Origin of the sequence: Cedecea sp. AS113 (genome assembly GCF_037152415.1) — a bacterium.
Classification (GTDB): Bacteria; Pseudomonadota; Gammaproteobacteria; order Enterobacterales; family Enterobacteriaceae; genus Cedecea.
Genome location: NZ_JBBCMI010000012.1, coordinates 1 through 25,615, shown reverse-complemented (window position 1 = coordinate 25,615; position 25,615 = coordinate 1). Strand labels below are relative to the sequence as shown.

22 protein-coding genes and 1 pseudogene are annotated in these 25,615 nt (G+C 54.3%); 11 read left to right on the top strand and 12 right to left on the bottom strand.

Going from position 1 to position 25,615, the window contains the following annotated elements; all coding sequences use genetic code 11:
- Positions 1 to 7: 7 nt before the first annotated feature.
- Entirely contained in the window at positions 8 to 679 is a 672-nt protein-coding gene (gene queE / locus WFN87_RS14960) for a 7-carboxy-7-deazaguanine synthase QueE (RefSeq protein WP_336983574.1), read from the bottom strand.
- Between the two features lie 262 nt (positions 680 to 941).
- Between queE and WFN87_RS14955 the strand changes: the two genes are divergently transcribed.
- From WFN87_RS14955 to WFN87_RS14945, 3 genes are read left to right on the top strand one after another with little or no spacing between them, the layout of a single operon-like run.
- Complete coding sequence (locus tag WFN87_RS14955; protein WP_008458376.1) at positions 942 to 1,655, top strand: nucleoside recognition domain-containing protein; 714 nt, start codon at positions 942 to 944, stop codon at positions 1,653 to 1,655.
- Entirely contained in the window at positions 1,648 to 2,115 is a 468-nt protein-coding gene (locus WFN87_RS14950; RefSeq protein ID WP_008458378.1) for a YjiG family protein, read from the top strand. The genes WFN87_RS14955 and WFN87_RS14950 overlap by 8 nt, the downstream gene beginning before the upstream one ends.
- A 3-nt stretch (positions 2,116 to 2,118) precedes the next feature.
- Entirely contained in the window at positions 2,119 to 3,231 is a 1,113-nt protein-coding gene (locus WFN87_RS14945; protein WP_336983573.1) for a M20 family metallopeptidase, read from the top strand.
- 94 nt (positions 3,232 to 3,325) lie between these two features.
- On the opposite strand, the gene WFN87_RS14940 is transcribed toward WFN87_RS14945, so the two are convergent.
- The gene (locus tag WFN87_RS14940) at positions 3,326 to 4,153 is read right to left on the bottom strand and encodes a MurR/RpiR family transcriptional regulator (RefSeq protein WP_336983572.1); all 828 of its coding nucleotides are present in this window, start codon (positions 4,151 to 4,153) and stop codon (positions 3,326 to 3,328) included.
- 176 nt (positions 4,154 to 4,329) lie between these two features.
- Here WFN87_RS14940 and WFN87_RS14935 point away from each other — a divergent pair, with 176 nt between their 5' ends.
- Positions 4,330 to 5,886 carry a PTS transporter subunit EIIC gene (locus WFN87_RS14935; RefSeq protein WP_166995581.1) on the top strand — a complete coding sequence of 519 codons (1,557 nt, stop codon included), beginning with the start codon at positions 4,330 to 4,332 and terminating at the stop codon, positions 5,884 to 5,886.
- Positions 5,883 to 6,581, top strand: a complete 699-nt coding sequence (locus WFN87_RS14930) for an N-acetylmannosamine-6-phosphate 2-epimerase (protein ID WP_336983571.1) — start codon at positions 5,883 to 5,885, stop codon at positions 6,579 to 6,581. Before WFN87_RS14935 ends, WFN87_RS14930 begins: the two co-directional genes overlap by 4 nt.
- 133 nt (positions 6,582 to 6,714) lie before the next feature.
- Here WFN87_RS14930 and eno read toward each other — a convergent pair whose 3' ends face one another.
- The 5 genes from eno to rlmD form a co-directional block, all read right to left on the bottom strand.
- Positions 6,715 to 8,019 (bottom strand): phosphopyruvate hydratase, encoded by a 1,305-nt coding sequence (eno, locus tag WFN87_RS14925; protein ID WP_008458382.1) that lies wholly within the window; start codon positions 8,017 to 8,019, stop codon positions 6,715 to 6,717.
- An 87-nt stretch (positions 8,020 to 8,106) separates the two neighbouring features.
- Positions 8,107 to 9,744 (bottom strand): glutamine hydrolyzing CTP synthase, encoded by a 1,638-nt coding sequence (pyrG, locus tag WFN87_RS14920; RefSeq protein WP_008458383.1) that lies wholly within the window; start codon positions 9,742 to 9,744, stop codon positions 8,107 to 8,109.
- Positions 9,745 to 9,969: 225 nt separating this feature from the next.
- Positions 9,970 to 10,761, bottom strand: a complete 792-nt coding sequence (gene mazG / locus WFN87_RS14915) for a nucleoside triphosphate pyrophosphohydrolase (RefSeq protein WP_008458385.1) — start codon at positions 10,759 to 10,761, stop codon at positions 9,970 to 9,972.
- A gap of 100 nt (positions 10,762 to 10,861) precedes the next feature.
- Positions 10,862 to 13,093: a GTP diphosphokinase gene (gene relA / locus WFN87_RS14910; protein ID WP_008458386.1), complete on the bottom strand. Its 2,232-nt coding sequence runs from the start codon at positions 13,091 to 13,093 to the stop codon at positions 10,862 to 10,864.
- Between the two features lie 51 nt (positions 13,094 to 13,144).
- On the bottom strand, positions 13,145 to 14,458 hold the full coding sequence (gene rlmD / locus WFN87_RS14905) for a 23S rRNA (uracil(1939)-C(5))-methyltransferase RlmD (RefSeq protein WP_336983598.1): 1,314 nt from the start codon (positions 14,456 to 14,458) through the stop codon (positions 13,145 to 13,147).
- Positions 14,459 to 14,519: 61 nt separating this feature from the next.
- On the opposite strand from rlmD, the gene barA reads away from it, so the two are divergent.
- Entirely contained in the window at positions 14,520 to 17,276 is a 2,757-nt protein-coding gene (gene barA, locus WFN87_RS14900; RefSeq protein WP_336983570.1) for a two-component sensor histidine kinase BarA, read from the top strand.
- A gap of 56 nt (positions 17,277 to 17,332) precedes the next feature.
- Here barA and WFN87_RS14895 read toward each other — a convergent pair whose 3' ends face one another.
- On the bottom strand, positions 17,333 to 17,905 hold the full coding sequence (locus tag WFN87_RS14895) for a TetR/AcrR family transcriptional regulator (RefSeq protein ID WP_008458392.1): 573 nt from the start codon (positions 17,903 to 17,905) through the stop codon (positions 17,333 to 17,335).
- A gap of 182 nt (positions 17,906 to 18,087) precedes the next feature.
- On the opposite strand from WFN87_RS14895, the gene WFN87_RS14890 reads away from it, so the two are divergent.
- A complete protein-coding gene (locus WFN87_RS14890; RefSeq protein ID WP_008458394.1) occupies positions 18,088 to 19,215 on the top strand; it encodes an MBL fold metallo-hydrolase in 1,128 nt (375 codons plus the stop codon).
- Between the two features lie 42 nt (positions 19,216 to 19,257).
- Positions 19,258 to 19,599 (top strand): helix-turn-helix domain-containing protein, encoded by a 342-nt coding sequence (locus WFN87_RS14885; RefSeq protein WP_008458396.1) that lies wholly within the window; start codon positions 19,258 to 19,260, stop codon positions 19,597 to 19,599.
- Positions 19,600 to 19,645: 46 nt separating this feature from the next.
- On the opposite strand, the gene WFN87_RS14880 is transcribed toward WFN87_RS14885, so the two are convergent.
- From WFN87_RS14880 to syd, 4 genes are all read right to left on the bottom strand, one after another.
- A complete protein-coding gene (locus tag WFN87_RS14880) occupies positions 19,646 to 20,095 on the bottom strand; it encodes a flavodoxin (RefSeq protein ID WP_039297682.1) in 450 nt (149 codons plus the stop codon).
- A 17-nt stretch (positions 20,096 to 20,112) separates the two neighbouring features.
- Positions 20,113 to 20,892: a tRNA pseudouridine(65) synthase TruC gene (gene truC, locus WFN87_RS14875; RefSeq protein WP_166995574.1), complete on the bottom strand. Its 780-nt coding sequence runs from the start codon at positions 20,890 to 20,892 to the stop codon at positions 20,113 to 20,115.
- Positions 20,892 to 21,221, bottom strand: a complete 330-nt coding sequence (locus tag WFN87_RS14870) for a YqcC family protein (RefSeq protein WP_008458400.1) — start codon at positions 21,219 to 21,221, stop codon at positions 20,892 to 20,894. The genes truC and WFN87_RS14870 overlap by 1 nt, the downstream gene beginning before the upstream one ends.
- A gap of 651 nt (positions 21,222 to 21,872) precedes the next feature.
- On the bottom strand, positions 21,873 to 22,418 hold the full coding sequence (gene syd, locus WFN87_RS14865) for a SecY-interacting protein (protein WP_166995572.1): 546 nt from the start codon (positions 22,416 to 22,418) through the stop codon (positions 21,873 to 21,875).
- 64 nt (positions 22,419 to 22,482) lie between these two features.
- Here syd and queF point away from each other — a divergent pair, with 64 nt between their 5' ends.
- The 3 genes and pseudogenes from queF to WFN87_RS14850 form a co-directional block, all read left to right on the top strand.
- Positions 22,483 to 23,325 carry an NADPH-dependent 7-cyano-7-deazaguanine reductase QueF gene (gene queF / locus WFN87_RS14860; protein WP_336709394.1) on the top strand — a complete coding sequence of 281 codons (843 nt, stop codon included), beginning with the start codon at positions 22,483 to 22,485 and terminating at the stop codon, positions 23,323 to 23,325.
- 115 nt (positions 23,326 to 23,440) lie between these two features.
- Positions 23,441 to 24,805, top strand: coding sequence for a nucleotide 5'-monophosphate nucleosidase PpnN (ppnN, locus tag WFN87_RS14855; RefSeq protein ID WP_008458407.1), 1,365 nt, complete (start codon positions 23,441 to 23,443; stop codon positions 24,803 to 24,805).
- Positions 24,806 to 25,314: 509 nt separating this feature from the next.
- Positions 25,315 to 25,615, top strand: a pseudogene (locus tag WFN87_RS14850) (hypothetical protein); the annotation flags it as partial.

Sequence of the window (25,615 nt, the reverse complement as noted above, 5' to 3'; positions counted from 1 at the left end):
TTGCTCATCAGGCAATATTCAAATACTTGTGCGTCTGCATCGACAGGCGCCAGTTGCGCGCGATGCAGGTTTCGATGCACAGACGCGTCGCGTCCTCTTTTTGGCTTATAGGCTGCAACGCGATGATGCGGCTTTTCTCATCCGTCAACGTAGCCAGCAGTTCGTCCAGCGCTTCGACGTCACGCATACGCCCAACCGGGTGCTTAATTTCATCCGCGCGCCCCAGCGCCTGGGAGAGAATGTCGTACCCGCCGCGCATGTTCACCTTCGGGGAAACCGTCACCCAGGTATTTGCCGTGCAGCGCACTTCATGCGTGCCGCTGGTTTCTATCTGGCAGCTAAACCCGTTTTTCTCGAGCAAATCTGTCAGCGGCGTGAGGTCGTGAATGCACGGCTCACCGCCGGTGATCACCACATGCCTCGCGGTATAGCCCTGGCGGCCAATCACGGTAACTAGATCTTCGGCGCTTGCCGCGCCCCATTTATCGCTTTCTTTAGTTTTGGCCAGGATACTGAACAGCGACACTTCACGATCCGCGAGCTTATCCCAGGTATGTTTGGTATCGCACCAGGCGCAGCCTACCGGGCAACCCTGCAGACGAATAAAAATGGCGGGCACGCCGGTAAAATAGCCTTCCCCTTGCAGGGTCTGGAACATCTCGTTAATCGGGTACTGCATAATCATCTCAGTCATAGTCACAAAAAGTAATTATCGCAGAACTGGCGATGGAGATCATGCGAAAGCGGCTGCACCACGGCGATACCTGATGCCCATGTCGCGCAAACATTCTCTATTCTCACGGTTACTGTGTGCCAGTTCTCAACTTTCTTATGGTGATTAAACGTTCGTTCCTCATGTTGATCGTCGTCATAACAGCACGTATTGCTAACTTCTAGCATCCCTCTGGCTTTCCCCCTGAAATTACATAAGGAAATGATAAATGGATGATTCTTCTGTTCCCGGACAACAAAGAGTTGGGCCCGCCGCCTGGTTTAGCCTGCTGTTTGCGATGGTCTTTTTTTCTGGCCTGTTAGGCGGAAAAAACTGGTACGGGGTGTTTGACTTCACCACGCTAAACGGCGCCTTTGGCAAAGTGGTCAGCGGCGTTAACCCGGCCGGAGAATCGCTGGATGTTGCCAAAAGCGCCTTCCGCGGCAACGGCGGGTATGGCGCAATGGACGGTTTTCTCTTCGCTTTCGGCCTGATTCCCGCCGTGATGTTTGCGCTGGGCATGATTAACGTGCTGGAACACTACGGCGCGCTGCGGGCCGCAAGAAAACTGCTGACCCCTCTCCTTCGTCCCCTGATGGGCGTGCCCGGTGCCACGGGCCTTGCGCTAATCGGCAGCCTGCAGAGTACCGACGTTGGCGCGTCACTCACCCGCGTGCTTGCCGATGAAGGCCAGATTACCGAAAAAGAAAAAACCGTGTTCACTATGTTCCAGTTTTCCGCTGGCGCCATGATCACCAACTTTTTCTCTTCCGGGGCCGTGCTCTTCACGCTGATCGCCGTTGACGGCAGCCAGGCCGTGCCAAGCTCTATCGGCATGTGCGTCGCCGTGATGTTCATGATGAAAATCGTAGGGGCAAACATGATGCGCCTGATCCTGAACGTCACAGAACGGAAAACAAAAACGGAGGCGCAACATGGCTGATGCAGCAAAACCGATGATCACCGATGTCTTTGTTGCCGGCGCGCGCAAAGGCTGGACCATCGCCACAACCAGTACGCTACCTAACGTGTTGATGGCATTCATTATTATCTATGCGCTTGAGCTGACGGGCGCGCTGCAGGGCATGGCGTGGCTGTTTGGCCCGGTAATGAAACTCTTTGGACTGCCCGGTGAAGCCGCTGCAGTGCTCATCGGCGGCTGGATGTCGATGGGCGGCGGCGTAGGCGTCGCTATCAGCCTGTTTGAAAGAGGCATTCTCAGCGGCGAACACCTGGCGATTCTCGCACCGGCCATCTATTTGATGGGCTCTCAGGTGCAATACGCCGGGCGTATCCTCGGCGTGGTCGGTATTCCGGCGAAACGCATTCCTCTGATGATAGCCCTTTCCGTACTCAACGCATTTTGCGCCATGCTGATCATGCGCGTGCTTATTCTGGAGTAACCCATGGATCTGAAACAGTATCTTCAAGAGTTAAAAAGCGTCGTGAATATCGACTGCGGCACCGCCACCGTTGCGGGTGTGGAAGAAGTCAGCCGTATCTTTCAGCAATGGTATCTGTCAGAAAACTGGCACTGCGACAGCGTCGACCTGGGGAACAAAGTGGGGCCGGGCTTGTTCGCCACGAATAAGCCTGACGCCACACAGTACGACGTTTTGCTGGTGGGGCATATGGATACCGTCTTCCCGCCGGGAACCGTCTCAGAGCGCCCTTTCAGCATTGAAGGCGACCGCGCCTATGGGCCAGGCGTGTCAGACATGAAAAGCGGGTTGTTATCTATTCTTTGGGCTCTACGCGGCCTGGACAAAGCCGATCTTGATCGGTTAGCTATCGCCGTGGCCATGAACCCGGACGAAGAAACGGGTTCAGCCCATTCACACGAATGGATGGGCGGCATAGCAAAACGCAGCCGCTGCGTGCTGGTGTGCGAGGCGGCAAGAGCCGACGGCTCTCTGGTGAAAGCCAGAAAAGGCATGGCCCGTTACCGCCTGACTTTTAAAGGCGTAGCCGCCCATGCGGGCAACGATCCGGAAAAAGGCCGTTCTGCGGTGAAAGCGCTCGCCCACGCGGTGCTGGCAATCAGCGATCTGGCCGATATGACGAAGGGTACCACGTTGAACACCGGCGTGATTTCCGGCGGCGTTGGGGCGAATATCGTGGCGGATCGCGCGGAGATGATTGTCGATCTCCGCTTCAATGATAACGACGAATATCTGCGGGTTAACGAGGCCGTTCAGTCGTTCCGCCACCGCCAGTTCGAGCCTGATGTGTTAACCATCGTCGAACAGCAGGCACAAACGCCCGCGATGTCACCTTCCGCTGAAACGGAAAAGCTGATGAAGCTGGTGGAAAAAGCCGGTCAGGCTATCGACGTGGAAGTTCGCTGGCAGGCGGTGGGAGGCGGCTCAGACGCCAACCACACGGCGGCCCTGGGCGTACCTTCCCTGGACGGGTTTGGCCCTGTCGGCGCAGGATTCCATTCCCCTTCCGAATATCTGGAGCTCAACAGTATCGAACCACGGGTTCGACTGCTGCGCGAAGTGATCCGCTCGCTATAAAAAAAGGCCGGGGAATTCCCGGCCTTCTCTCTTATTGGTAAGCCTCTGTCGCCGGACGCCCATACGGCAAAAAAAAGCATTCTGCAGTGAGAGCCTAGATCAGCAGCGGCAGGGTGGCGCTGGCGGTCTGCTGACTGGCCAACGCGTAATGGCTACCGTGGGTGACCAGTTCATTAACCAGGGCTTCGACCAGCAGCATCGCCCCCACTTTTGCGTTCAGCGAACCGGCGCTCAGAGGCCCTTCAGGCTTGGCAGCAACGAGCAAAAGGTCGGCCAAATCTGCCAGCGGGCTACGCAGCGTGTTGCTCAGAAGAATGACCCTGGCGTGGCGCTTTTTGGCAATTTTCACCGCATTAAGCAGGTCTTTCGTGGAACCTGAGCTGGAAATAACAATCGCTAAATCCTGCTCCCCCAACGTTGCCGCGTTCATCGCAGCCCGGTGCATATCGCTAAAGAGCTGGGCAGACTTACCCAAACGTAGAAGCTTGTAATGCAGGTAATCACCCATAATAGCGCTGGCGGCAACGCCGTAAATCTGTACGGATGATGCTTCATGTAATGCCAACCCCGCCTGTCTGAGCGCCTCGCGATTTATCAATTTCCCGGTATCAATGAGGGCCTGAACGGACTCTTGCACCAGCTCATCAATGCTGTCCCCCTGCGAGACGGCCTGAGGTTGCTCCTGCTGGACATCAAGCGCAACCGCCATTTTAAATTCGGTATAGCCCTTACAGCCCAGATGACGGCAAAGGCGCGTCACGCTCGCCTCACTAGTATCGCTCTCTTTTGCCAGCTCCGTGATGGTCAGGTACAGCACTTTTTGCGGCTGGGTCAGAATGAAATCCCCCAGTTTTTGCAGCGTCGGGCTATAGCCCGGTAGCCCCTGTCGCAGGTGCAGCAAAATATTCTCATTGTCCGTCATCAACACTCGTCCCGCCTTACTGAATCAACTCTGCATAGTGTGGCGGAAAGCGGTCTAACAGCGCCAGCATATTCGATTAATTGTGATGACGATCGGTATTATGGTAAAAATTTTCAGATCATAAAAAACATTATGATAAAAATTTTCATCACAATAATCTTTCGTGAGGAAAATTTATGTCAGTGTTAAGCGGGACCTCCTCGGGGGGCTGGTTTGAAAAAGCGCAGCGGTTCGGTAAATCGTTCATGCTGCCCATTGCGGTGTTGCCCGCGGCGGGTTTGCTATTGGGGATAGGCGGCGCACTGTCTAACCCTAATACGGTCAAGGCCTACCCGTTTCTTGATGTTGCCTGGCTACAGGGCATTTTTACCATCATGGCCAGCGCAGGATCGATCGTGTTTGCTAACCTTGCGGTGCTTTTCGCCGTGGGGATAGCCGTGGGACTGGCAAAAGGAGACAAAGGCACTGCCGGGCTGGCCGCGCTGCTGGCCTATCTGGTGATGAATGCCACTATTAATGCACTGCTAACCCTGACAGGCGCCCTTGCCTCATCGAATCCTGGCGCTGTCGGGCAGGGAATGGCTCTCGGCATTCAGACGCTTGAGACCGGCGTGTTCGGTGGCGTGGTTATCGGGCTAATTACCTCATGGCTGCACAATCGCTATAACAAAATTGCACTGCCTCAGTTCCTCGGCTTCTTCGGTGGCTCGCGATTTATCCCCATTATCAGTTCTCTGGCGGCAATTCTGGCGGGGGCGGGGATGACAATTGTCTGGCCGCATTTCCAAAAGCTTATCTTTGGTATGGGTGGCCTGGTAGACGCTACGGGCTATTTGGGTACTTTCATCTACGGGTTTGTGCTGCGGATGCTTGGCCCATTCGGCCTACACCATATTTTTTACCTGCCGTTCTGGACCACAGCGCTGGGCGGGAGTGAAATGATTAATGGTCATCTGGTGGAAGGCACGCAGCGTATCTTCTTTGCTCAGTTGGCCGACCCGAATACCCAGCAGTTTTACATCGGTACCGCGCGTTTTATGTCTGGCCGATTTATTACCATGATGTTTGGCCTGCTGGGCGCCTGCCTGGCGATGTATCACACCGCTAAACCAGAAAACCGCAAGCGGGTCGCGGGGTTACTGCTCTCCGCGGCGCTAACATCCTTCCTCACCGGCATCACCGAGCCAATTGAGTTTTCATTCCTGTTTATTGCGCCTGTGTTGTATGTCATCCATGCGGTGTTTGACGGCCTGGCCTTCATGATGGCGCATATTCTACACATCACGATCGGCCAAACGTTCTCAGGCGGCTTTATCGATTTCATCCTGTTCGGCGTGCTTCAGGGCGAGGCGAAAACGCACTGGCTGTATGTGCCCCTGGTCGGTATTCCCTGGTTCTTCCTGTACTACTTCACCTTCCGCTTTGTTATCACCCGCTTCAATTTCAAAACGCCGGGCCGGGAAGATGTTTCGACGGAAACCCAGGAGATCAACGCCAGCGAGCGGTCACAGCAGATTATTACCGCCTTGGGGGGCAAAGAGAACATTGCCGAACTGGATTGCTGCGCGACCCGACTTCGAGTGACCCTGAACAACGGAGATAGGGTCGATGAAACCCTGCTGAAACAGACGGGAGCACGCGCCGTTATTGTTCGCGGCAACGGCGTCCAGGTGATTTACGGGCCCCACGTCACCATCATCAAAAATGAAGTAGAGGAGCTACTCGCATTATGAAACCCTCCATGTTGTCGCAGATTCAGGGGAAGCTTATCGTCTCCTGTCAGGCGTTGGAAAATGAACCGCTTCACAGCCCGTTTATTATGTCTCGTATGGCGCTAGCCGCCCTTCAGGGTGGCGCGGCGGCTATTCGTGCTAACAGTCTCGTCGACGTACAAACGATTATGGAAACCGTAGATTTACCGGTAATTGCCATCATCAAACGAGATTACCCAGGCAGTGATGTTTACATCACGCCAACGTTGAAAGAAGTTGATGAGCTTATGGCCGCGAAGCCGGCGATGATTGCTCTCGACGCCACTGCCCATCAGCGGCCGGCCGAGTTGACATTGCCAGCGCTGGTGGCAGCAATTCGCCAGCGTTACCCGGACTTACTCCTGATGGCGGACATTGCCACAGTAGAAGAAGCCCGACAGGCGGCGAAGCTCGGTTTTGACTGCGTGGGGACAACGCTGCACGGATATACGCCGGAAAGCGAAGGTCAAATTCTCGCAGCCGATAACTGCCGTTTCTTACGTGAGGTCGTGAGCGCCGTTGACGTGCCAGTTATCGCTGAAGGAAATGTAGACACGCCGGAAATGGCGGCGTATTGCCTGACGCTGGGGGCGTATGCGGTCGTGGTGGGGGGCGCAATTACTCGCCCGCAGCAAATCACCCGTCGTTTTGTCAACGCCATTTCAGGCGCGGAATAGTCAATCAGAGTCGGTTCAGCTCTGGGGTTGAACCGGCTGATTAACGCGTTAGCCAGGTCCATTCAGAATATTCACAAGACGAAAAAAAACCCGCCGAAGCGGGTTTTTCAAAGTCTAAAGCAGCAGTAAGAACTTACTGACCTTTAACTTCTTTCAGACCATTGAACGGTGCTGGGGTGCCCTGTGCAGCCAGTGCTTCTTCGATACGAATCAGCTGGTTGTACTTAGCAACACGGTCAGAACGGCTCATAGAACCGGTTTTGATCTGGCCAGCAGCGGTGCCCACAGCCAGGTCAGCGATGGTCGCATCTTCGGTTTCGCCAGAACGGTGAGAGATAACCGCAGTGTAGCCAGCGTCTTTCGCCATTTTGATCGCAGCCAGAGTTTCGGTCAGGGAACCGATCTGGTTGAATTTGATCAGGATGGAGTTAACGATGCCTTTTTCGATACCTTCTTTCAGGATCTTGGTGTTGGTTACGAACAGATCGTCACCAACCAGCTGGATTTTGTCGCCCAGCACTTTGGTCTGGTATGCGAAACCAGCCCAGTCAGATTCGTCCAGACCGTCTTCGATAGAAACGATTGGGTAATCTTTGGTCAGGTTTTCCAGGAAGTGAGTGAACTCTTCAGAGGTGAACGCTTTGTTGCCTTCGCCAGCCAGAACGTATTTGCCGTCTTTGTAGAACTCAGACGCTGCACAGTCCATTGCCAGGGTAACATCTTTGCCCAGCTCGTAGCCTGCTGCTTTAACCGCTTCAGCGATAACAGCCAGCGCTTCTGCGTTGGAACCCAGGTTAGGCGCGTAGCCACCTTCGTCACCCACAGCAGTGTTCATGCCTTTGGACTTCAGCACTTTTGCCAGGTTGTGGAACACTTCAGAACCGATACGTACCGCTTCTTTCAGAGTTTTCGCGCCAACAGGCTGAATCATGAATTCCTGGATATCAACGTTGTTGTCAGCGTGCTCACCGCCGTTGATGATGTTCATCATTGGCAGAGGCATAGAGAATTTGCCTGGGGTGCCGTTCAGTTCAGCGATGTGAGCGTAAAGCGGCAGGCCTTTAGAGGCAGCAGCAGCTTTAGCAGCAGCCAGGGAAACAGCCAGAATGGCGTTTGCGCCAAACTTGGATTTGTTCTCGGTGCCATCCAGATCGATCATGATCTTATCGATGTTAGCCTGGTCTTTAGCATCTTTGCCAAGCACAGCTTCAGCGATCGGGCCGTTAACCGCAGCAACAGCTTTCAGTACGCCTTTACCCATGAAACGAGATTTGTCGCCATCGCGCAGTTCCAGAGCTTCACGGGAACCGGTAGAAGCACCTGATGGTGCAGCTGCCAGACCAACGAAACCGCCTTCCAGGTGAACTTCGGCTTCAACAGTCGGGTTACCGCGGGAGTCGATGATTTCACGACCGATCACTTTCACAATTTTGGACATAGTAGGTTTTCCTCAAGTCACAACGTTAAACTAAAACTCCAGACAAACAACGCGCGAAAATGTCGCGCGTTGCCGTTCTAACTCTGCTTACTTCGCCTGGCGTTTCTGGTACTCACCGGCGGCTTTCACGAAGCCTGCAAACAGTGGGTGCCCGTCACGCGGAGTCGAAGTGAATTCCGGGTGGAACTGGCAGGCAACAAACCATGGATGATTTGGCACCTCGATGATTTCCACCAGTTGGTCATCACCGGAACGACCTGCAACACGTAAACCAGCTGCTTCAATCGGTTTCAGCAGCATGTTGTTGACTTCGTAGCGATGGCGATGGCGTTCAACAATAGTTGGCTCACCGTACATCTGGCGAACCAGGCTACCGTCGGTCAGCTGGCACTGCTGGCCGCCGAGGCGCATGGTGCCGCCCAGATCGCTCTTCTCGCTGCGCACTTCAACATTGCCTTCTTCATCGCGCCACTCGGTGATCAACGCCACCACAGGGTACTTACAGTCTGGCACAAATTCAGTGGAGTTGGCGTTATCCATGCCCGCCACGTTACGGGCGAACTCGATAAGCGCAACCTGCATACCCAGGCAAATGCCGAGGTACGGGATGTTGTTTTCACGGGCATAGCGCGCGGTGGCAATCTTGCCTTCAACGCCGCGGTAGCCGAAGCCGCCAGGGATCAGAATCGCATCCAGACCTTTCAGCAGCTCAACGCCACGGGTTTCAACATCCTGTGAATCAATCAGCTTGATGTTCACGGTCAGACGGTTTTTCAGCCCGCCGTGTTTCAGCGCTTCAATCACCGACTTATAGGCATCCGGCAGTTCAATGTACTTGCCGACCATACCGATAGTGATTTCGCCCGTTGGGTTGGCTTCTTCATAGATAACCTGTTCCCATTCTGCCAGATTGGCTTCCGGCGCGTTCAAGCTGAATCGTTTACAAATATAATCGTCCAGCCCCTGGGATTTCAACAGGCCTGGAATTTTATAGATAGAATCGACGTCTTTCAGAGAGATTACCGCTTTCTCTGGAACGTTACAGAACAATGCAATCTTCGCACGTTCGTTGGCCGGTACAACGCGGTCAGAACGGCAGATCAGCACGTCTGGCTGGATACCAATGGAAAGCAGTTCTTTTACGGAGTGCTGAGTCGGCTTGGTTTTCACTTCACCGGCTGCGGCCATGTAAGGCACCAGCGTCAGATGCATGTAGAGCGTGTGCTCACGGCCCACTTCTACCGCCATCTGGCGAATCGCTTCAAGGAACGGCAGGGATTCGATGTCACCGACGGTGCCGCCGATTTCAACCAGCACCACGTCGTGGCCTTCGCCGCCTTCCAGAATACGTTCTTTAATGGCGTTGGTGATGTGCGGGATAACCTGCACGGTCGCGCCAAGATAGTCACCACGGCGTTCTTTACGCAGAACGTCAGAGTAGATACGGCCGGTGGTGAAGTTGTTGCGGCGGCTCATCTTGTTACGGATGAAACGCTCGTAGTGACCCAGATCCAGGTCGGTTTCAGCGCCGTCTTCGGTAACGAACACTTCCCCATGTTGAATAGGGCTCATGGTACCCGGATCGACGTTGATGTACGGATCGAGTTTCATGATGGATACGTTGAGGCCACGGGCTTCAAGAATAGCTGCGAGGGAGGCTGCGGCAATGCCTTTACCCAGAGAGGAAACGACCCCGCCGGTCACAAAAATATAGTTCGTTGTCATGCTGAACCTGAGAAGTTAGGTTTAAAGACGATGGAATAACCAGGACGGGAAAGTAGTATACCCGAACAGCATGGGCGCCACAAACATTCATTCTGTTCCCCGGAAATCAATCCGGCCCCACAGTCAGGCTAAGAAAATAGCCCTTCCGTGAGAAATGTTTTTGACGCAAATCAATCGCTTGTTAAATAAAAAGCGCTAAAAAGTGCAGCTGATAGCAAAAACGCTTTAGATTTCAGTTTCCTGGCGTTTCACTTCTTGCCAGGCTTTTTCCATAATTTCCAGCCCGGCCTGCTCCATGGTTAACCCCTGAGCGGCGACAATCGCCTCCACTTTTCGGAAACGGGCCTCGAATTTTCGGTTAGCTTTTTGTAACGCCACCTCAGCCTTGGTGCCCAAATGGCGAGCCAGATTGACGGTGGCGAACAATAAATCACCCACTTCTTCTTCCAGCTTTGCCTCGTCCACCACGGCCTGCTGGGCTTCAAACATGACTTCGTCGATCTCTTCGTGCACTTTATCCAGCACCGGGCCAAGCGTCTTCCAGTCAAAGCCGACGTTTGAGCAGCGTTTCTGGATTTTTTGCGCTCGCATCAACGCGGGCAGCGCCTCTGGGATGTCGTCCAGCGCCGAGTGTTGTGCCTTCTGCGCGCGCTCTTCAATTTTGATTTGCTCCCACTTCGCCAGCACTTCACCGCTGGTCGCGGCGTCGCCGTCAGCAAAGATATGCGGGTGGCGGCGTTCAAGCTTGTCGCCAATCTCCTGGCAGATATCTTCAAAATTAAAGCGCCCTTCTTCCTGCCCCATCTGGGCGTAAAACACCACCTGGAACAGCAGGTCACCCAGCTCGCCGCGCAGGTCGTCAAAATCTTCACGATTAATGGCGTCAAGCACTTCATAGGTTTCTTCGAGCGTGTAAGGGGCGATGGTGGCAAAGGTTTGCTCGCGATCCCACGGGCAGCCGTTTTCAGGGTCACGCAGACGCTGCATGATCCCGAGCAGGCGGTCGATTTGAGTCATTGTAATTCCTTGTTTTTTTTACCCTCACTAGCCTCCTCTCCCTAAAAGGGAAAGGGGGCTGGATCGAGTAGAATTGTTCTTAGGGGCGAGGGGCAATCAATTAGCCGTGCAGCCTGCGGGCATCGATAATGTCCGGCACCTGGTTGAGTTTGCCCAGCACGCGGCCAAGCACCTGCAGGTTATAGATCTCGATAGTCATATCGATGGTGGCAAGCTGCTGTTTCGTGTCACTGCGGCTGGCCACGCCAAGCACGTTGACTTTTTCGTTCGCCAGAATCGTGGTGATGTCGCGAAGCAGGCCGCTGCGGTCGTTCGCCGTGACGCGCACCACCAGCGAATAACCGCTGGAGTAGCTTTCCCCCCAAACAGCATCGACGATACGTTCCGGCGCGTGGGATTGTAGCTCGGCCAACTGGTCACAGTCGGCACGGTGAATCGAGATCCCGCGCCCCTGGGTAATAAAGCCGACGATTTCATCCCCCGGAATCGGCTGGCAGCAGCGGGCGATATGGTGCATCAGATTCCCTACGCCCTCAACGACCACACGACCATTGTCTTTACTGCGCGACTGCGGCGGCGAATAGCTTTTTTGCGTCAGCTGACGTAGCGCGGCGGCATCCTGCTCCTCGGCGCTTGGCTTATTAAACTGCGCCTGCAGGTAGTTGCTCATCTGGTTGAGGCGGATGTCGCCCCCGCCGATAGCCGCCAGCAGCTCTTCAATTTCGTTGAAGTTGTAGCGCGGCAGCAGCGTTTTCTCTGCTTCCTTCAGGCTGATGCCCAGATGCTCAATCTCATCGTCCAGGATCTGGCGTCCGGCAAGAATGTTCTTGTCCCGGTCCTGCTTGCGGAACCAGTTGTGGATCTTCGCGCGCCCGCGGCTGGTAGTGATGTACCCGAGGTTAGGGTTCAGCCAGTCGCGGCTAGGGTTCGGCTGCTTCTGGGTGATGACCTCGATCTGGTCACCCATTTGCAGCTGATAGGTAAACGGCACGATGCGCCCGCCAATTTTCGCCCCGATGCAGCGGTGCCCGACATCACTGTGAATATGGTAGGCAAAGTCCAGCGGCGTCGAGCCAGCAGGCAAGTCAACCACGTCCCCTTTCGGCGTAAACACATACACGCGGTCGTCAAAGACCTGGCTGCGGACTTCGTCAAGCATTTCGCCCGAGTCGGACATCTCTTCCTGCCAGGCGATAAGCTTACGCAGCCACGCAATGCGGTCTTCATGGCCGGAACTGCCGCTGCGCGCATTGCCTTCTTTGTACTTCCAGTGCGCGGCCACGCCCAGCTCAGACTCTTCATGCATCTGCTTGGTGCGGATCTGAATCTCTATGGTTTTGCCGTTCGGACCAAGCACCACGGTATGAATAGACTGGTAGCCGTTCGGTTTAGGGTTTGCGACATAGTCGTCAAACTCATCCGGCAAATGGCGGAAGTGAGTATGCACTATCCCCAGCGCCGCGTAGCAATCCTGCAGGCGCTCGGCGACGATACGCACCGCACGCACGTCAAACAGCTCGTCAAACGCGAGGTGCTTTTTCTGCATTTTGCGCCAGATGCTGTAGATGTGTTTTGGTCGGCCATAAACTTCAGCCTTTACGCCCTCTTCTTTCATCGAAGAACGTAATGTGCCGACAAAATCGTCGATGTACTGCTCGCGATCGATCCGGCGTTCGTGCAGCAGCTTCGCGATACGCTTATATTCTTCCGGGTGCAGGTAGCGGAAACAGTAATCTTCCAGCTCCCATTTGAGCTGGCCAATACCGAGGCGGTTCGCCAGCGGGGCGTAAATGTTGGTACATTCTTTGGCCGCCAGTACGCGCTCATCTTCCGGCGCATCTTTCACTTCACGCAGATGGGCGATACGTTCCGCAAGCTTGATGACCACGCAGCGGAAATCATCCACCATCGCCAGCAGCATGCGGCGAACGTTATCCACCTGGTCGGAAGAAACAGAGTCGTTATGGGTCGCTTTCAGGTGGCGGATCGCGTCCATGTCGCGCACGCCGTGAATCAACGTCACCACCTGCTTGCCGACGCTTTCCAGCATCACTTCTTCGCTGACTACGCCAGCATCCGCCAGCGGGAACAGCAGCGCGGCACGCAGCGTATCGTTGTCCATGCTCAGCATCGAGAGGATTTCGACCATTTCCACGCCGCGCCACAGCAATAATTCAGCGTCAGGATGACCTTTGGTCTGGCGTTCACAATACGCCCAGGTTTCGGCTAAGCGTTCACACGATTGCTGGTTGGAAATCCCGAGGCTTGCAATCCATTTTTCGGGCGCAAATTCGCCAGCTTTGTTGAGATGTGCACTTCTTACCGCAACCATTATCCTCTCCTGTCGGGCTAACGCTCAGGCCAATAAGCCTGATTAACCCTTTCAATTACGCTCAAAGAGCGCCATAGACTCCAGATGCCCGGTGTGGGGGAACATATCGAGCATGGCCAGTCGTTTAATGTGGTACCCGGCGGCCAGCAACGTTTCGCTGTCGCGCGCAAGCGTGGTGGGGTTGCAGGAAACGTACACCACGCGGCTCGGCGCCAGTTTGATGACGTGCTGCATAACACCCGCCGCACCGGCACGCGCCGGGTCGAGCAATATTTTAGTAAATCCTTGTTGCGCCCAGGGCTGACGCGTCACGTCATCTTCCAGGTTTTCATGGAAGAATGTCACGTTTTTCAGCGCATTACGCTGAGCATTATATTCACCTTTCGCCACCAGCGCAGCAACGCCCTCGACCCCCACGACCGCGGCGGCTCGTTTTGCCAACGGCAGGGTGAAATTCCCCATTCCGCAGAACAAATCTAGCACCCGATCCTCAGGCTGCACCTCCAACCACTCGATCGCCCGCGCCACCATTTGCTGATTCACCGCGTCGTTAACCTGGATGAAATCTCGTGGACTAAAGGTTAAGCGTAGCCCGTCTGAATGATACCAGGGCTCTTCCTCGGCCAGGGATTCCAGACTGTCACTGTCCGGGGCGAGGAATAACGCCACCTGATGGGAATGCGAAAACTGTTCCAGTTTTTCCCTATCGTCTTTGCTGAGCGGGGCCAAATGGCGCAGCACCATCAGCGGCCCACCGTCGGCCAGAACCAGTTCCACGTGCCCTAACCGGTTCACGATACTTAATTCAGACAAGCACTGGCGTAAAGGATTCAGTAATGCTTCAAGCCGGGGCGCCAGGACGGGGCAATGATGAATATCCACCAGCGCTTTATCGCTCGCCTTACGAAAACCCATCTGTAAGGTTTGCGTGCGGGGCAGATAATTCAACCCCAGCCGCGCGCGACGCCGGTATCCCCATGCCCCGGCAGAAATAATTTCATCCACCTGACGAGGCTGTTCGCGCTCGCCCATCATCCGCCCAAGCGCCTTAGATTTTGCCTCCTGCTGCAGCGCCACGCTCGCGTGCTGCTGCTGGCAGCCGCCGCAAATCCCAAAATGCGGGCAACGCGGCTTCACCCTTTCCGGGCTGTCGTTTAAACGGCGCTTTACCTCAGCCTGAGCGTAGCTACGCTTATCTTCGGTAATGCGAACCTCAACCTGTTCGCCGGGCAGTGCTCCACGAATAAAGAGCGCTTTGCCTTTGTGGCGCGCGACGCCCTGACCAAATGGATCGAGGTCGGTGACGGTCACGGTAAGTAATTCACGATTCGTATCGCGTCGCTTTGCAGAGTAGAATTGCGCCATGATGTAAGTAGATGTGTTCTCAAATGTCACTGTTGCTTTTATTGTCCCATATCGGAACCCCATGACCAACTACAGCCTGCGCGCACGTATGATGATCCTGATTCTGGCCCCGACGCTGTTGGTCGGTTTGCTGCTCAGCATCTTTTTCGTTGTCCATCGTTACAATGACTTACAGCGTCAGCTGGAAGATGCCGGCGCCAGTATTATTGAGCCCCTGGCGGTCTCCAGCGAATACGGCATGAACTTCCACAGCCGGGAGTCGATTCGCCAGTTAGTCAGCGTGCTGCACCGCCGCCATTCGGATATCGTGCGGGGCATTTCAATTTACGATGACAGTAACAAGCTGTTCGTCACCTCTAATTTTCAGCATAACGCCGCTCGCCTGAAGCTGCCCGACGGGGAAAAGCCCCCGAAAGATCTCACCGTCACCCGCGCGGGCGACATTATGATCCTGCGAATGCCGATTATTTCCGAAAGATACTCACCGGATGAGTCCGCTGAAACCAACGTCAAACAAAGCAACAGCACCCTCGGCTACGTCGCCATGGAGCTGGATCTCAAATCCGTTCGCCTGCAGCAATACCGCGAAATATTTATCTCCACTTTGATGATGCTGTTCTGTATCGGCATTGCGATGCTGTTTGCCTATCGCCTGATGCGCGACGTGACCGGGCCGATCCGCAATATGGTAAATACCGTAGACCGCATTCGCCGCGGGCAGCTCGACAGCCGCGTGGAAGGGTTTATGCTGGGCGAGCTGGATATGCTGAAAAACGGCATTAACTCGATGGCAATGTCGCTGACGGCGTATCACGAAGAGATGCAGCACAACGTCGACCAGGCCACATCCGATCTGCGTGAAACCCTTGAGCAGATGGAAATTCAGAACGTGGAGCTCGATCTCGCCAAAAAGCGGGCTCAGGAAGCCGCCCGTATAAAATCTGAGTTTCTGGCAAATATGTCCCACGAGCTGCGAACGCCGCTCAACGGCGTTATTGGCTTCACTCGTCTGGCCTTAAAAACCGACCTGACGCCAACCCAGCGCGATCACCTCTACACGATTGAACGCTCGGCCAATAACTTGCTCACCATCATCAATGACGTGCTGGACTTCTCCAAGCTCGAAGCGGGCAAGCTGCTGCTGGAATCCATTCCCTTCCCGCTGCGCAACACGCTGGATGAGGTGGTAACTCTGCTGGCACATTCCGCCCACGACAAAGGCCTTGAGCTGACGCTAAACATCAAAAATGACGTGCCGGATAATGTGATTGGCGACCCTCTGCGCCTGCAGCAGGTGGTCACCAATCTGGTGGGTAACGCGATTAAATTCACCGAAACCGGCAACATCGACCTGCTGGTGGAAAAAAGGGCGGAAGGTAACAACAAAGTTCAGATTGAAATGCAGATCCACGACACCGGCATCGGCATTCCTGAACAGGAACAATCGCGTCTCTTCCAGGCCTTCCGCCAGGCGGATGCCAGTATTTCCCGCCGCCACGGTGGCACCGGGCTGGGGCTGGTGATCACCCAGAAGCTGGTGAATGAAATGGGCGGTGATATCTCCTTCCACAGTAAACCGAATCGGGGCTCAACGTTCTGGTTCCACATCAGCCTGGATCTGAACCCGAACGCCGTAAACGACAGGCAAGTGCTGGACAAACTGGCAGGTAAACGCCTCGGCTACGTCGAGCCAAACGCGACCGCCGCGCAGAGCACCCTGAATTTGCTGCAAAATACGCCGCTGGACGTCGTGCACAGCCCGTCCCTCACCGGACTGCCTGATGAGCATTACGATATTCTGCTGTGTGGCATTCCCGTCACCTTTACAGAAACGCTCACGCAGGCAAACCCTAAGCTCGCCAAAGCGGTCACCATGGCAGATTGCCTGATTCTGGCCTTGCCCTGCCATACCCAGGTCGGGGCGGAAGAGCTTAAGCGCCAGGGCGTGGCGGGCTGCCTGTTAAAACCGATCACCTCTACGCGCCTGTTCCCGATGCTGCTTGAAAGCTGCCCGAAAGCTAATCTGGCTCTGCCGTTCGTTGAACATAGCGATAAGCTGCCGATGGCCGTCATGGCGGTGGACGATAACCCGGCCAACCTGAAGCTGATCGGCGCGTTACTCGAAGACAGAGTTCAGCAAGTTGTGCTGTGTGAAAGCGGCACGCAGGCGCTGGAGCGCGCCCGACAAATGAACATCGATATTATCCTGATGGACATTCAGATGCCGGAAATGGACGGCATCCGCGCCTGCGAGCTGATTCGCCAGTTGCCACATCACCAGCAAACCCCGGTGATTGCTGTTACTGCCCACGCGCTGGCGGGGCAAAAAGAGAAACTCATGAGCGCCGGCATGAACGACTATCTCGCCAAGCCGATTGAAGAAGAAAAGCTGCATCGCCTGCTGATGCGCTACCATCCGGGCAATATCGGCCAGCTTCCCGTTCAGCAGGAAGACCCCGTCCCGCCGGCAATTAATATCAATAAGACGCTGGACTGGAACCTGGCGCTGCGGCAGGCCGCCAACAAAGCCGATCTCGCCCGGGAGATGCTTGACATGCTGCTGGCGTTTTTACCGGAAGTGAGAAATGTCCTCGAAGAACAGCTGGTGGGCGACAAGCCCGAAGGATTAATTGATATCGTGCATAAACTGCACGGAAGCTGCAGCTACAGCGGTGCCCCTCGGATGAAAAAACTCTGTCAGACGCTCGAGCACGAGCTGCGTCACGGCGTAGCACCAGAGGAGATGGAGCCTGAAATTCTGGAGCTACTGGACGAAATGGATAATGTCGCGCGGGAAGCGAAGAAGTATCAGATTTGAGTTTAAACCAGGTACGAAGAGGGATCCCGCACGCCCTCTTCGCTTTTACAAAAAAGTTAGCCTTTAGTCATGCCGCGCCACATCACGTCGAAGCCGGCAGATTTGTATTCATCCCTGCGTGAAGGATCGCGTCCGGCAAATTCCATCGTGGTTTCGGCCAGGCCAAAGAAAATAGCGTCGGCAAATGCCGACTCAATGCCGGTCAGCGCCTCGTTGGTGATACATTCCTTCGACAGGTCACGCAGATCCGGGTAAGCAAGGTAAACCATTTCCAACGTTTCGGACGTGATCTTGCCGGAAACCGCCAGCTGGCGCATCGCTTTACGCGCATTCATATTTACCAGCCCCCAGTCGATGTAATTCCCCCACACCGTCCTGGTGCGCTCTTTGCTTGAGGCATGTCGATCGTAGGTCTTCATCAGCTCGTTGCCAAGATCTTGCTTATGATGAAGATAAACGGCGTTCAGCAACTCGTCTTTAGTCGGGAAATAACGGAACAATGTCCCTTCGGCAACGCCCGCCTTTCTGGCAATTAAAGAGGTCGCCGCCCCTAATCCCAGTTCCGCTATCGCATCGGTTGCCGCATCGAGTAATGCTAATCGTTTATCTTCACTTTTTGGACGAGCCACGGTTCCTCACAAGCCAGTTATCTGAGTGGATAGGATTTCAACCATCGGGATCGCCGCGATCGCTGAATGTCATGTTCTTTATCATACCGTAAATTTTGTTGACGGTTGACCTTGCCTGCCTATAATGAGTGTTTACTCACTCAATAGCAATATAACCCGCACAGTTTCTACGAGAATTCTTTATGGCTGCCGCGCAATCTGGCAAGCGTTCGTTAACCCTAAAATTCATGGTCGTGATTATGTTATTAGGCCTTACTGCCACTAGTGCTGCGCTGTTCCCGATGACTGAATTTGGCAAACTGCCGCAGGGCAGCCGCCTTGAACGCATCCAGCAATCCCCCCAGTACCGCGACGGCAAGTTCCACAATCAGCAGGACACGCCAATGATGACCGACAAACGCGGTCGCATTGCGGCGCTGTGGGATTTCTTTTTCGCCCGGCCAGATACGGTAAAACCCGATCGTCCCCTGCCGCTGATCAAAACCGATCTGGCAAAGCTTGATAAACAGCAGGATCTGGTGGTGTGGCTGGGCCATTCCTCCTGGTTTATTCAGCTCGGCGGCAAGCGCATTCTTATCGATCCGGTATTCAGCCACTATGCCGCCCCGTTCGCCTTTCTGAACAAAGCGTTTGCGGGCGATTATCCGTGGCGAGCGGAAGATATGCCGGACATAGACACTTTGATCATCTCTCACGATCACTGGGATCACCTGGACTACCCCACGCTGCGGGCGCTTAAGCCAAAGATTAAGCAGGTAGTCACCCCGCTTGGCGTTGGCGCACATTTTGAAGCCTGGGGCTTCGATCCCGCGCTTATCCACGAACTGGACTGGCAGGAAAAAGTCGCCATTGACGATGAATTAACGATTCACGCCCTGCCGGCACGTCACTTCTCTGGCCGCGGGTTAACCGGCAACAAAACGCTGTGGGCAAGCTTTATGTTCGTCACGCCGCAGCGAAAAGTTTATTACAGCGGCGATTCCGGCTACGGCCCGCATTTCAAACAGATCGGTGAGCAATTTAGCGATATCGATCTCGCGATCATGGAAAACGGCCAGTATGACGAAGGCTGGAAATACATCCACATGATGCCGGAAGAAGCCGCTCAGGCGACGGAAGACCTGGGGGCGAAAACCATGGTGCCAGGGCACGCAGGCCGGTTTGCATTGGCGAACCACAGCTGGGACGAGCCTTTCCGCCGCATAGCCACCGCCAGCAAAGGCCGCAGCTATCAGCTGCTCACGCCGGAAATGGGACAAATACTGGAAGTCAGTCAACCGCGCCAGGCCTTCGATGCCTGGTGGGAATAGCGTTATCAATTATCGAACGAGCAAGATGTAGAAGGAGGTGATATGTCCATGCCTAAAGATTTTATGGAATCTCTGCTTGAGTGGGTCGATGGCAACATGCAGCGCCCGCTGCGTATTGAAGAAGTCGCCAGGCAGTCCGGCTACTCGAAGTGGTACCTGCAGCGGATGTTCTCAGACTGGGCGGGGAAAAGCCTCGGCGCCTACATTCGTGAACGTAAATTGCAGTTAGCGGCAGAAGATCTGAAAAATACCGAGGACAAAATCCTCGATATCTCAGTGCGCTACGGTTTTGATTCGCAGCAATCTTTTACCCGCACGTTCGGGAAACGGTTCAATACCTCTCCCGGCGCCTACCGTCGCGAGCACGAACCCCCGCTTAATTAAGACCTTTTCTGGGTGGGTATGCGCCGCTTACCCACCCTGTTTTCACTTACTTCAGTAAAGTCGCCCACTGCTCAACCCACGGGCCGGAAACCACTTCAGGCTCCGGATGGTCGTTGGCGTCAATCGTTAAAACCTCAGCAATGCGGGTTGCGCCCTGCTCCTGCAATAAAGCGTCAAACTGCTTGCCGCCGCCGCAGAAGTGGTCGTAGTTACTGTCACCCAGCGCAATCAAGCCGTAATGCAGTTCAGGCTGGTAACCCAGCTGATCTTTGATGGCCTGAAAAAGCGGAACAATGCTGTCCGGCAGATCGCCCTGCCCCGTCGTGGACGTGACCACCAGCGCATAATGGTTGCGGTAATATTGCCACTCGGTCAGGTCGGGATCTTCAAACACCTTTGCCTGATGGCCGTGTTTTTTCAGAATGGTTTCGGCTTCTTCCGCCACTAACAGCGCATTGCCGTACATCGTGCCTACAAAAATACCCACTTCGGCCATCGGTAACTCCTTAAGAATTAGGGACAAGGCTTATCCTGGCAGCTCGCCGGATCACACTCACTATTTTCAACATCCGGCAACAGACCGCGCCAGCCAAATTGTGTCAGCATTTGCATCCAGGTCTCATCCAGCCCCGCTTTTAGCGTCAGCGGTTCCCCGGTAACAGGATGCTTTAAAGAGAGCTGGCTGGCATGCAGCATCAGGCGCTGGCAACCGAAATGCTCCGCCGCCCCGCGATTCTGACGCAAATCGCCGTGTTTGGAATCGCCAATAATGGGATGCCGAAGATGCGCCAGATGCCGCCGAAGCTGGTGTTTACGGCCAGTCTTTGGCTCAAGCTCCACCAGGCTGTAGCGCGCGCTTGGATAGCGCCCCACCGCCACCGGCATTTCGACCGTTGCCAGCCCGCGATAATGCGTCACTGCGGGCTGTGGCCCTTTGTCCTGGTCGCTAAATTTATCGGCGATTTTATCCAGCTCTTCAACCAGCGGATAATCCAGCACGGCTTCGTCCTGCAGCCAGCCGCGCACCACGGCATGGTAGCGTTTCTGCATTTGATGCTGCTCAAATTGCTGTGACAGCAGACGACCTACTTCGCTGGACAGCCCCATCAGCAGCACGCCAGAGGTTGGTCTGTCGAGGCGATGAACGGTAAAAACGTGCTGGCCAATCTGGTCGCGGACGGTTTGCATCACCACGACTTTTTCGTGTCTGTCCAGCCAGCTGCGGTGAACCAGCCAGCCGGACGGTTTGTTCACGGCAACCAGCCATTCATCCTGGTAAATAATCTCCAGCATCAACCCTGTTCCGCGTCAAACAGTGCATCCAGCTCAAGCAGCACGGCAAGGAGAGGTTCACGCACGGCATGCGTCGCATCCAGCGCCATCTCATAATAAGGGGCGATAGCAAAGGCGTCAGGCAGAGGATGCTGGCTGTCCAGCAGCGCGTGCATACGAGGGATCAGGACCCATTGTAACCATTCGTGGGGCTGCAGCGTATCCATGCAGAAAGGCTGCGTGCTCTCGAATGCTGTGGGATCGGGAGGCAGGCCCTGCCAGAGGGAATGATCGCGCAGGATCTGCTCAATGGTGAGTAAATGATGGCGAACCAGCGTCTGGCGCTCCATGAAAACCTCATTCGTCAGTGGAAAAGAGCGGTACAGAATAACACTTCTTCGCTGCCCGTGAAAAAGGCATAAAAAAAGGGAGCACTGTTTACACAGTGCTCCCGGTTCGTTTCGCAGCTAATCCAGCTACTTTTTATGCTCCCTGCTCATCCATGACAACTTTGTCCTCTGGTCTCCTGACCAGCAATCCATCGCCAGGGCTTCCTGCTGCCATCATCCTGATGGGTGTCCAACATCATCCTGACGCGAAATCCTTAAGTCTTCCTGACCCACCGCACTCCTGTTACGGCTCTCATTCTCCGTCCTGGAGGTGTCCTTTAACTCTGCCTGAGTTATCCATGCTTCATCTGTGAAGCCTTCCTTGTTCGCCATCCCGGCGGGTTCCTTTTGTAAGAAGCGACATCATCCTAATGTCTCCTTCATTACGTCGACATCCTGTCGATGGGTATAGAATCCCCTATTTGCCCGCATGTGACAAGGGATGCAGCGGTGCTGCGGGCAAAAACTTTCATTCGGAACTTTCCTAAAACAAAAATAACTCATTGTTTTATAAGGGTATCGACAAATGGGAGTCGCTTTCATCTGCCGTCAAATGTAGCGATCTCTCACATGGCTTGTAAGAGATCTCTCACAAGGCCTTGGGCAAAAAAGCTAGATCACCTGTGGCGTTAAGGCATTCAGAAAGTCAGGAAGAGAGGCGGAAAGCACGGTCCGCTGCGGGGTGCCGATTCTTTCAAGCACCACTTCACCTGTCAAGTTGCAGAGTGAGACAACTTCCATTTCATCGTCAGTCGTCGCTAAAAATAGCGTCGGAGATAACTTCAAACGCTTCTGCGTCACCAGATGACCAATCAAATTTTCCTGCACGCGAACAAAGTCGTCCTCGCTCCACGCCTGCAGCAGCGTCAGCGCAGTATTCCCATGTACGGCGGGCATATCGCCGGCAAATTGCGTGGTGTAAAACGCTTCAACGGCAGGTTGGAGGGAAATATCCAATGCTCGCTCTACGGCGCTTAAATCCGCTTCAGGTATAAACGGCTGGGGCTGCCAGCGCACGTCTCCCCCGGTGGTCGTTACAATGCACGGCGAAGGAATGCCGTACAGTGCTTCACTGGCAGGCCAGCCTCCCGTTTCCTCCTGCCACTGGTCGCAAAAACGGCGGGTAAACTCTTTAAGGGCAAAGGCGACTTCGTTCATTAATTTCTCACTCGCGTAGGCTGGGGTACAATAAAAGCCAATTGTACCTTTATCTCGGTGAAACATGTCCTACGAAAATCACCAGGCTCTAAGTGGCCTGACGCTGGGTAAGCCCACGGCTTATCAGGATCAATACCAGCCTTCGCTACTGCAGGCCGTACCGCGCAGCCTGAATCGCGACCCGCTTGGCCTCCACGCCGACAGCCTGCCATTCAGCGGCGGCGACATCTGGACGCTCTACGAACTCTCATGGCTGAACAGTAATGGCCTGCCTCAGGTCGCCGTGGGCCATGTGCAGTTAGACGCCAATAGCGTCAACCTTGTGGAGTCCAAAAGCTTTAAGCTCTACCTGAACAGCTTTAACCAGACCCGCTTCGCCGACTGGGAAACCGTCCAGGCAACGCTGAAGCGTGATTTAAGCGCCTGCGCCGAAGGCGACGTCAGCGTGGTGCTGTTCCGCCTGCATGAGCTGGAAGGCCAGGAAATCGCAGCGTTCAGCGGAGAATGCATCGATGAGCAGGACATCACCATCGACAGCTACGACTTCAATGCAGATTATCTGCAACAGGCCGCGGGGGATGAGATCGTGGAAGAGACGCTGGTTAGCCACCTGCTGAAGTCCAACTGCCTGATCACCCACCAGCCAGACTGGGGCTCCGTACAGATTCGCTATCGTGGTCCAAAAATCGATCGCGAAAAGCTGCTGCGCTATCTGGTCTCCTTCCGCCATCACAACGAGTTTCATGAGCAGTGCGTAGAGCGCATCTTTAATGACCTGCAGCGCTTCTGCCAGCCGCACTCGCTCAGCGTTTACGCACGCTACACGCGTCGGGGCGGGTTGGACATTAACCCGTGGCGGACGAATACCGATTTCCATCCTGCTTTTGGCCGCCTGACCCGCCAATAAGTGCGAAATAGCTCCCAGCGCCAAAAGTGAATGTGGTTTACGGGTTGTTAAAGTGAACAAGCCAGGGCTATTGTAATCTGTGAGAACGGCACTTTTCGTTCCGTAAGGAGTTCACTTGATTACACATATTAGCCCGCTTGGCTCAATGGATATGTTGTCGCAGCTGGAAGTCGATATGCTTAAACGCACCGCCAGCAGCGACCTTTATCAACTGTTTCGTAACTGCTCACTGGCGGTCCTTAATTCCGGCAGTCAAACCGACAGCAGCAAAGAGCTGCTTTCTCGCTACCAGAACTTTGACATCAATGTGTTACGCCGTGAACGTGGCGTAAAACTCGAACTGATTAACCCCCCGGAAGACGCCTTTGTTGACGGCCGAATCATCCGCGCGCTGCAGGCTAACCTGTTTGCCGTCCTGCGCGATATTCTGTTTGTTAACGGCCAGATTACCAACGCAGGCCGTTTTCAGCATTTGAACAAAGAAAACTCTATTCATATCACCAACGTGGTGTTTTCTATTTTACGAAATGCCCGCGCGCTGCACGTGGGTGAAGCCCCGAACCTGGTGGTTTGCTGGGGCGGGCACTCCATTAACGAAAACGAATACCTGTATGCCCGCCGTGTGGGCACTCAGCTCGGCCTACGCGAGCTGAATATCTGCACCGGCTGCGGGCCGGGGGCGATGGAAGCACCGATGAAAGGTGCTGCCGTCGGCCACGCCCAGCAGCGCTATAAAGAAGGGCGTTTTATCGGCCTGACGGAACCTTCGATTATCGCCGCCGAGCCGCCTAACCCGCTGGTCAACGAACTGATCATCATGCCGGATATTGAAAAACGCCTTGAGGCGTTCGTGCGTATTGCCCACGGCATTATTATCTTCCCTGGCGGGGTCGGTACCGCAGAAGAGCTGCTCTACCTGCTTGGCATTCTGATGAATCCGCACAACCACGATCAGGTACTGCCGCTGATCCTCACCGGGCCGAAAGAGAGCGCGGATTACTTCCGTGTGCTGGATGAATTCATCGTTAGCACCCTGGGCGAGAAAGCACGACAGCATTATAAAATCATCATCGACGACGCAACTGAAGTCGCCCGCCTGATGAAAAAAGCGATGCCACAGGTGAAAGAGAACCGCCGTGAAACCGGTGATGCCTACGGCTTCAACTGGTCCATTCGCATCTCGCCGGATCTGCAGATGCCGTTTGAACCGACCCACGAAAACATGGCTAACCTGCAGCTCTACCCGGATCAGCCTGCGGAAAAGCTGGCCGCCTCGCTGCGGCGCGCCTTCTCAGGCATCGTTGCCGGCAACGTGAAGGAGCCAGGTATTCATGCCATCGAAAAATACGGCCCGTACAAACTGCACGGGGACCCGGACATGATGAAACGCATGGATGTTCTGCTGCAGGGCTTTGTCGCCCAGCACCGCATGAAGTTGCCCGGCAGCGCCTACATTCCCTGCTACGAAATAGTGCGTTAACCTTCCAGGGCGGCCAGCGGTCGCCCTTCTTTTTCCTCTTCCACGTTCATTATTTACAATGAAGATAACCATTTAAAACCGCGTCTAAAATGCTTCTGCAATATATTTGTTAAGCTCTCCCCCCTGATTTATATCGTGCTTTTAAATAAATAACGCTCTGGTTTTACATATTACTCTATATAATCTCATTCACATTAATGGCAACGACCTAATAGATCCCCCATTTCAATAATATAAAATCATCATCTGCCGCCCCCAAGAAATATCAAGTCTCATAGAGTTGTTGTCTTTCGTACCAAACCGATCATTTACAATGCTTACAACTATTTATCAAATATGCATTATCATGATGAAAACAAGCTCGCAGCACCTCGCCGCACATCTCTTTATTCAGAAGCATTAAAACAAACGATCGCACTATATTTAAAACATCATTGCAGCATGCGCAGTTTAATTAAGAGAGAAAAAACATTAATTAAGAGAAAAAAACACTGAGCAGCCTGTAAGCCATGCTTAAATACGCTCCCAATCAAAACTTTGCAGTGGTGGCTTTTATGCCTGCTCGTGGCCTAACTCATAACTTGCTCTTAGCTGTTTTCATCGCTCTGCCCATGCACGCTTTTGCTGGCCCGGTGATTAATGTGGGTCCGTTAAATGAGTATATCTATTCCGGTAAAAATACCCTCGCCAAACGCATTTATAACTCCGGGGATGCCACGGCATTTGTACGCGTTGAGGTTAGTGAAATAGTTTATAACGAGCACAGCCCGGCAAAGGAAATTCCGCTTGATAATGCGGCCATTGTTAACG

What these genes read in the sequence shown, in the direction of transcription:
- mazG (WP_008458385.1), bottom strand. Translation starts at nt 10,761, where the DNA reads ATGACTCAAATCGACCGCCTGCTCGGGATCATGCAGCGTCTGCGTGAC.
- pyrG (WP_008458383.1), bottom strand. Translation starts at nt 9,744, where the DNA reads ATGACAACGAACTATATTTTTGTGACCGGCGGGGTCGTTTCCTCTCTG.
- rlmD (WP_336983598.1), bottom strand. Translation starts at nt 14,458, where the DNA reads ATGGCGCAATTCTACTCTGCAAAGCGACGCGATACGAATCGTGAATTA.
- WFN87_RS14930 (WP_336983571.1), top strand. Translation starts at nt 5,883, where the DNA reads ATGAAACCCTCCATGTTGTCGCAGATTCAGGGGAAGCTTATCGTCTCC.
- WFN87_RS14880 (WP_039297682.1), bottom strand. Translation starts at nt 20,095, where the DNA reads ATGGCCGAAGTGGGTATTTTTGTAGGCACGATGTACGGCAATGCGCTG.
- WFN87_RS14870 (WP_008458400.1), bottom strand. Translation starts at nt 21,221, where the DNA reads ATGGAGCGCCAGACGCTGGTTCGCCATCATTTACTCACCATTGAGCAG.
- WFN87_RS14955 (WP_008458376.1), top strand. Translation starts at nt 942, where the DNA reads ATGGATGATTCTTCTGTTCCCGGACAACAAAGAGTTGGGCCCGCCGCC.
- WFN87_RS14950 (WP_008458378.1), top strand. Translation starts at nt 1,648, where the DNA reads ATGGCTGATGCAGCAAAACCGATGATCACCGATGTCTTTGTTGCCGGC.
- WFN87_RS14940 (WP_336983572.1), bottom strand. Translation starts at nt 4,153, where the DNA reads ATGACGGACAATGAGAATATTTTGCTGCACCTGCGACAGGGGCTACCG.
- truC (WP_166995574.1), bottom strand. Translation starts at nt 20,892, where the DNA reads ATGCTGGAGATTATTTACCAGGATGAATGGCTGGTTGCCGTGAACAAA.
- relA (WP_008458386.1), bottom strand. Translation starts at nt 13,093, where the DNA reads ATGGTTGCGGTAAGAAGTGCACATCTCAACAAAGCTGGCGAATTTGCG.
- syd (WP_166995572.1), bottom strand. Translation starts at nt 22,418, where the DNA reads ATGAACGAAGTCGCCTTTGCCCTTAAAGAGTTTACCCGCCGTTTTTGC.
- queF (WP_336709394.1), top strand. Translation starts at nt 22,483, where the DNA reads ATGTCCTACGAAAATCACCAGGCTCTAAGTGGCCTGACGCTGGGTAAG.
- WFN87_RS14945 (WP_336983573.1), top strand. Translation starts at nt 2,119, where the DNA reads ATGGATCTGAAACAGTATCTTCAAGAGTTAAAAAGCGTCGTGAATATC.
- barA (WP_336983570.1), top strand. Translation starts at nt 14,520, where the DNA reads ATGACCAACTACAGCCTGCGCGCACGTATGATGATCCTGATTCTGGCC.
- WFN87_RS14935 (WP_166995581.1), top strand. Translation starts at nt 4,330, where the DNA reads ATGTCAGTGTTAAGCGGGACCTCCTCGGGGGGCTGGTTTGAAAAAGCG.
- eno (WP_008458382.1), bottom strand. Translation starts at nt 8,019, where the DNA reads ATGTCCAAAATTGTGAAAGTGATCGGTCGTGAAATCATCGACTCCCGC.
- WFN87_RS14885 (WP_008458396.1), top strand. Translation starts at nt 19,258, where the DNA reads ATGTCCATGCCTAAAGATTTTATGGAATCTCTGCTTGAGTGGGTCGAT.
- queE (WP_336983574.1), bottom strand. Translation starts at nt 679, where the DNA reads ATGCAGTACCCGATTAACGAGATGTTCCAGACCCTGCAAGGGGAAGGC.
- WFN87_RS14890 (WP_008458394.1), top strand. Translation starts at nt 18,088, where the DNA reads ATGGCTGCCGCGCAATCTGGCAAGCGTTCGTTAACCCTAAAATTCATG.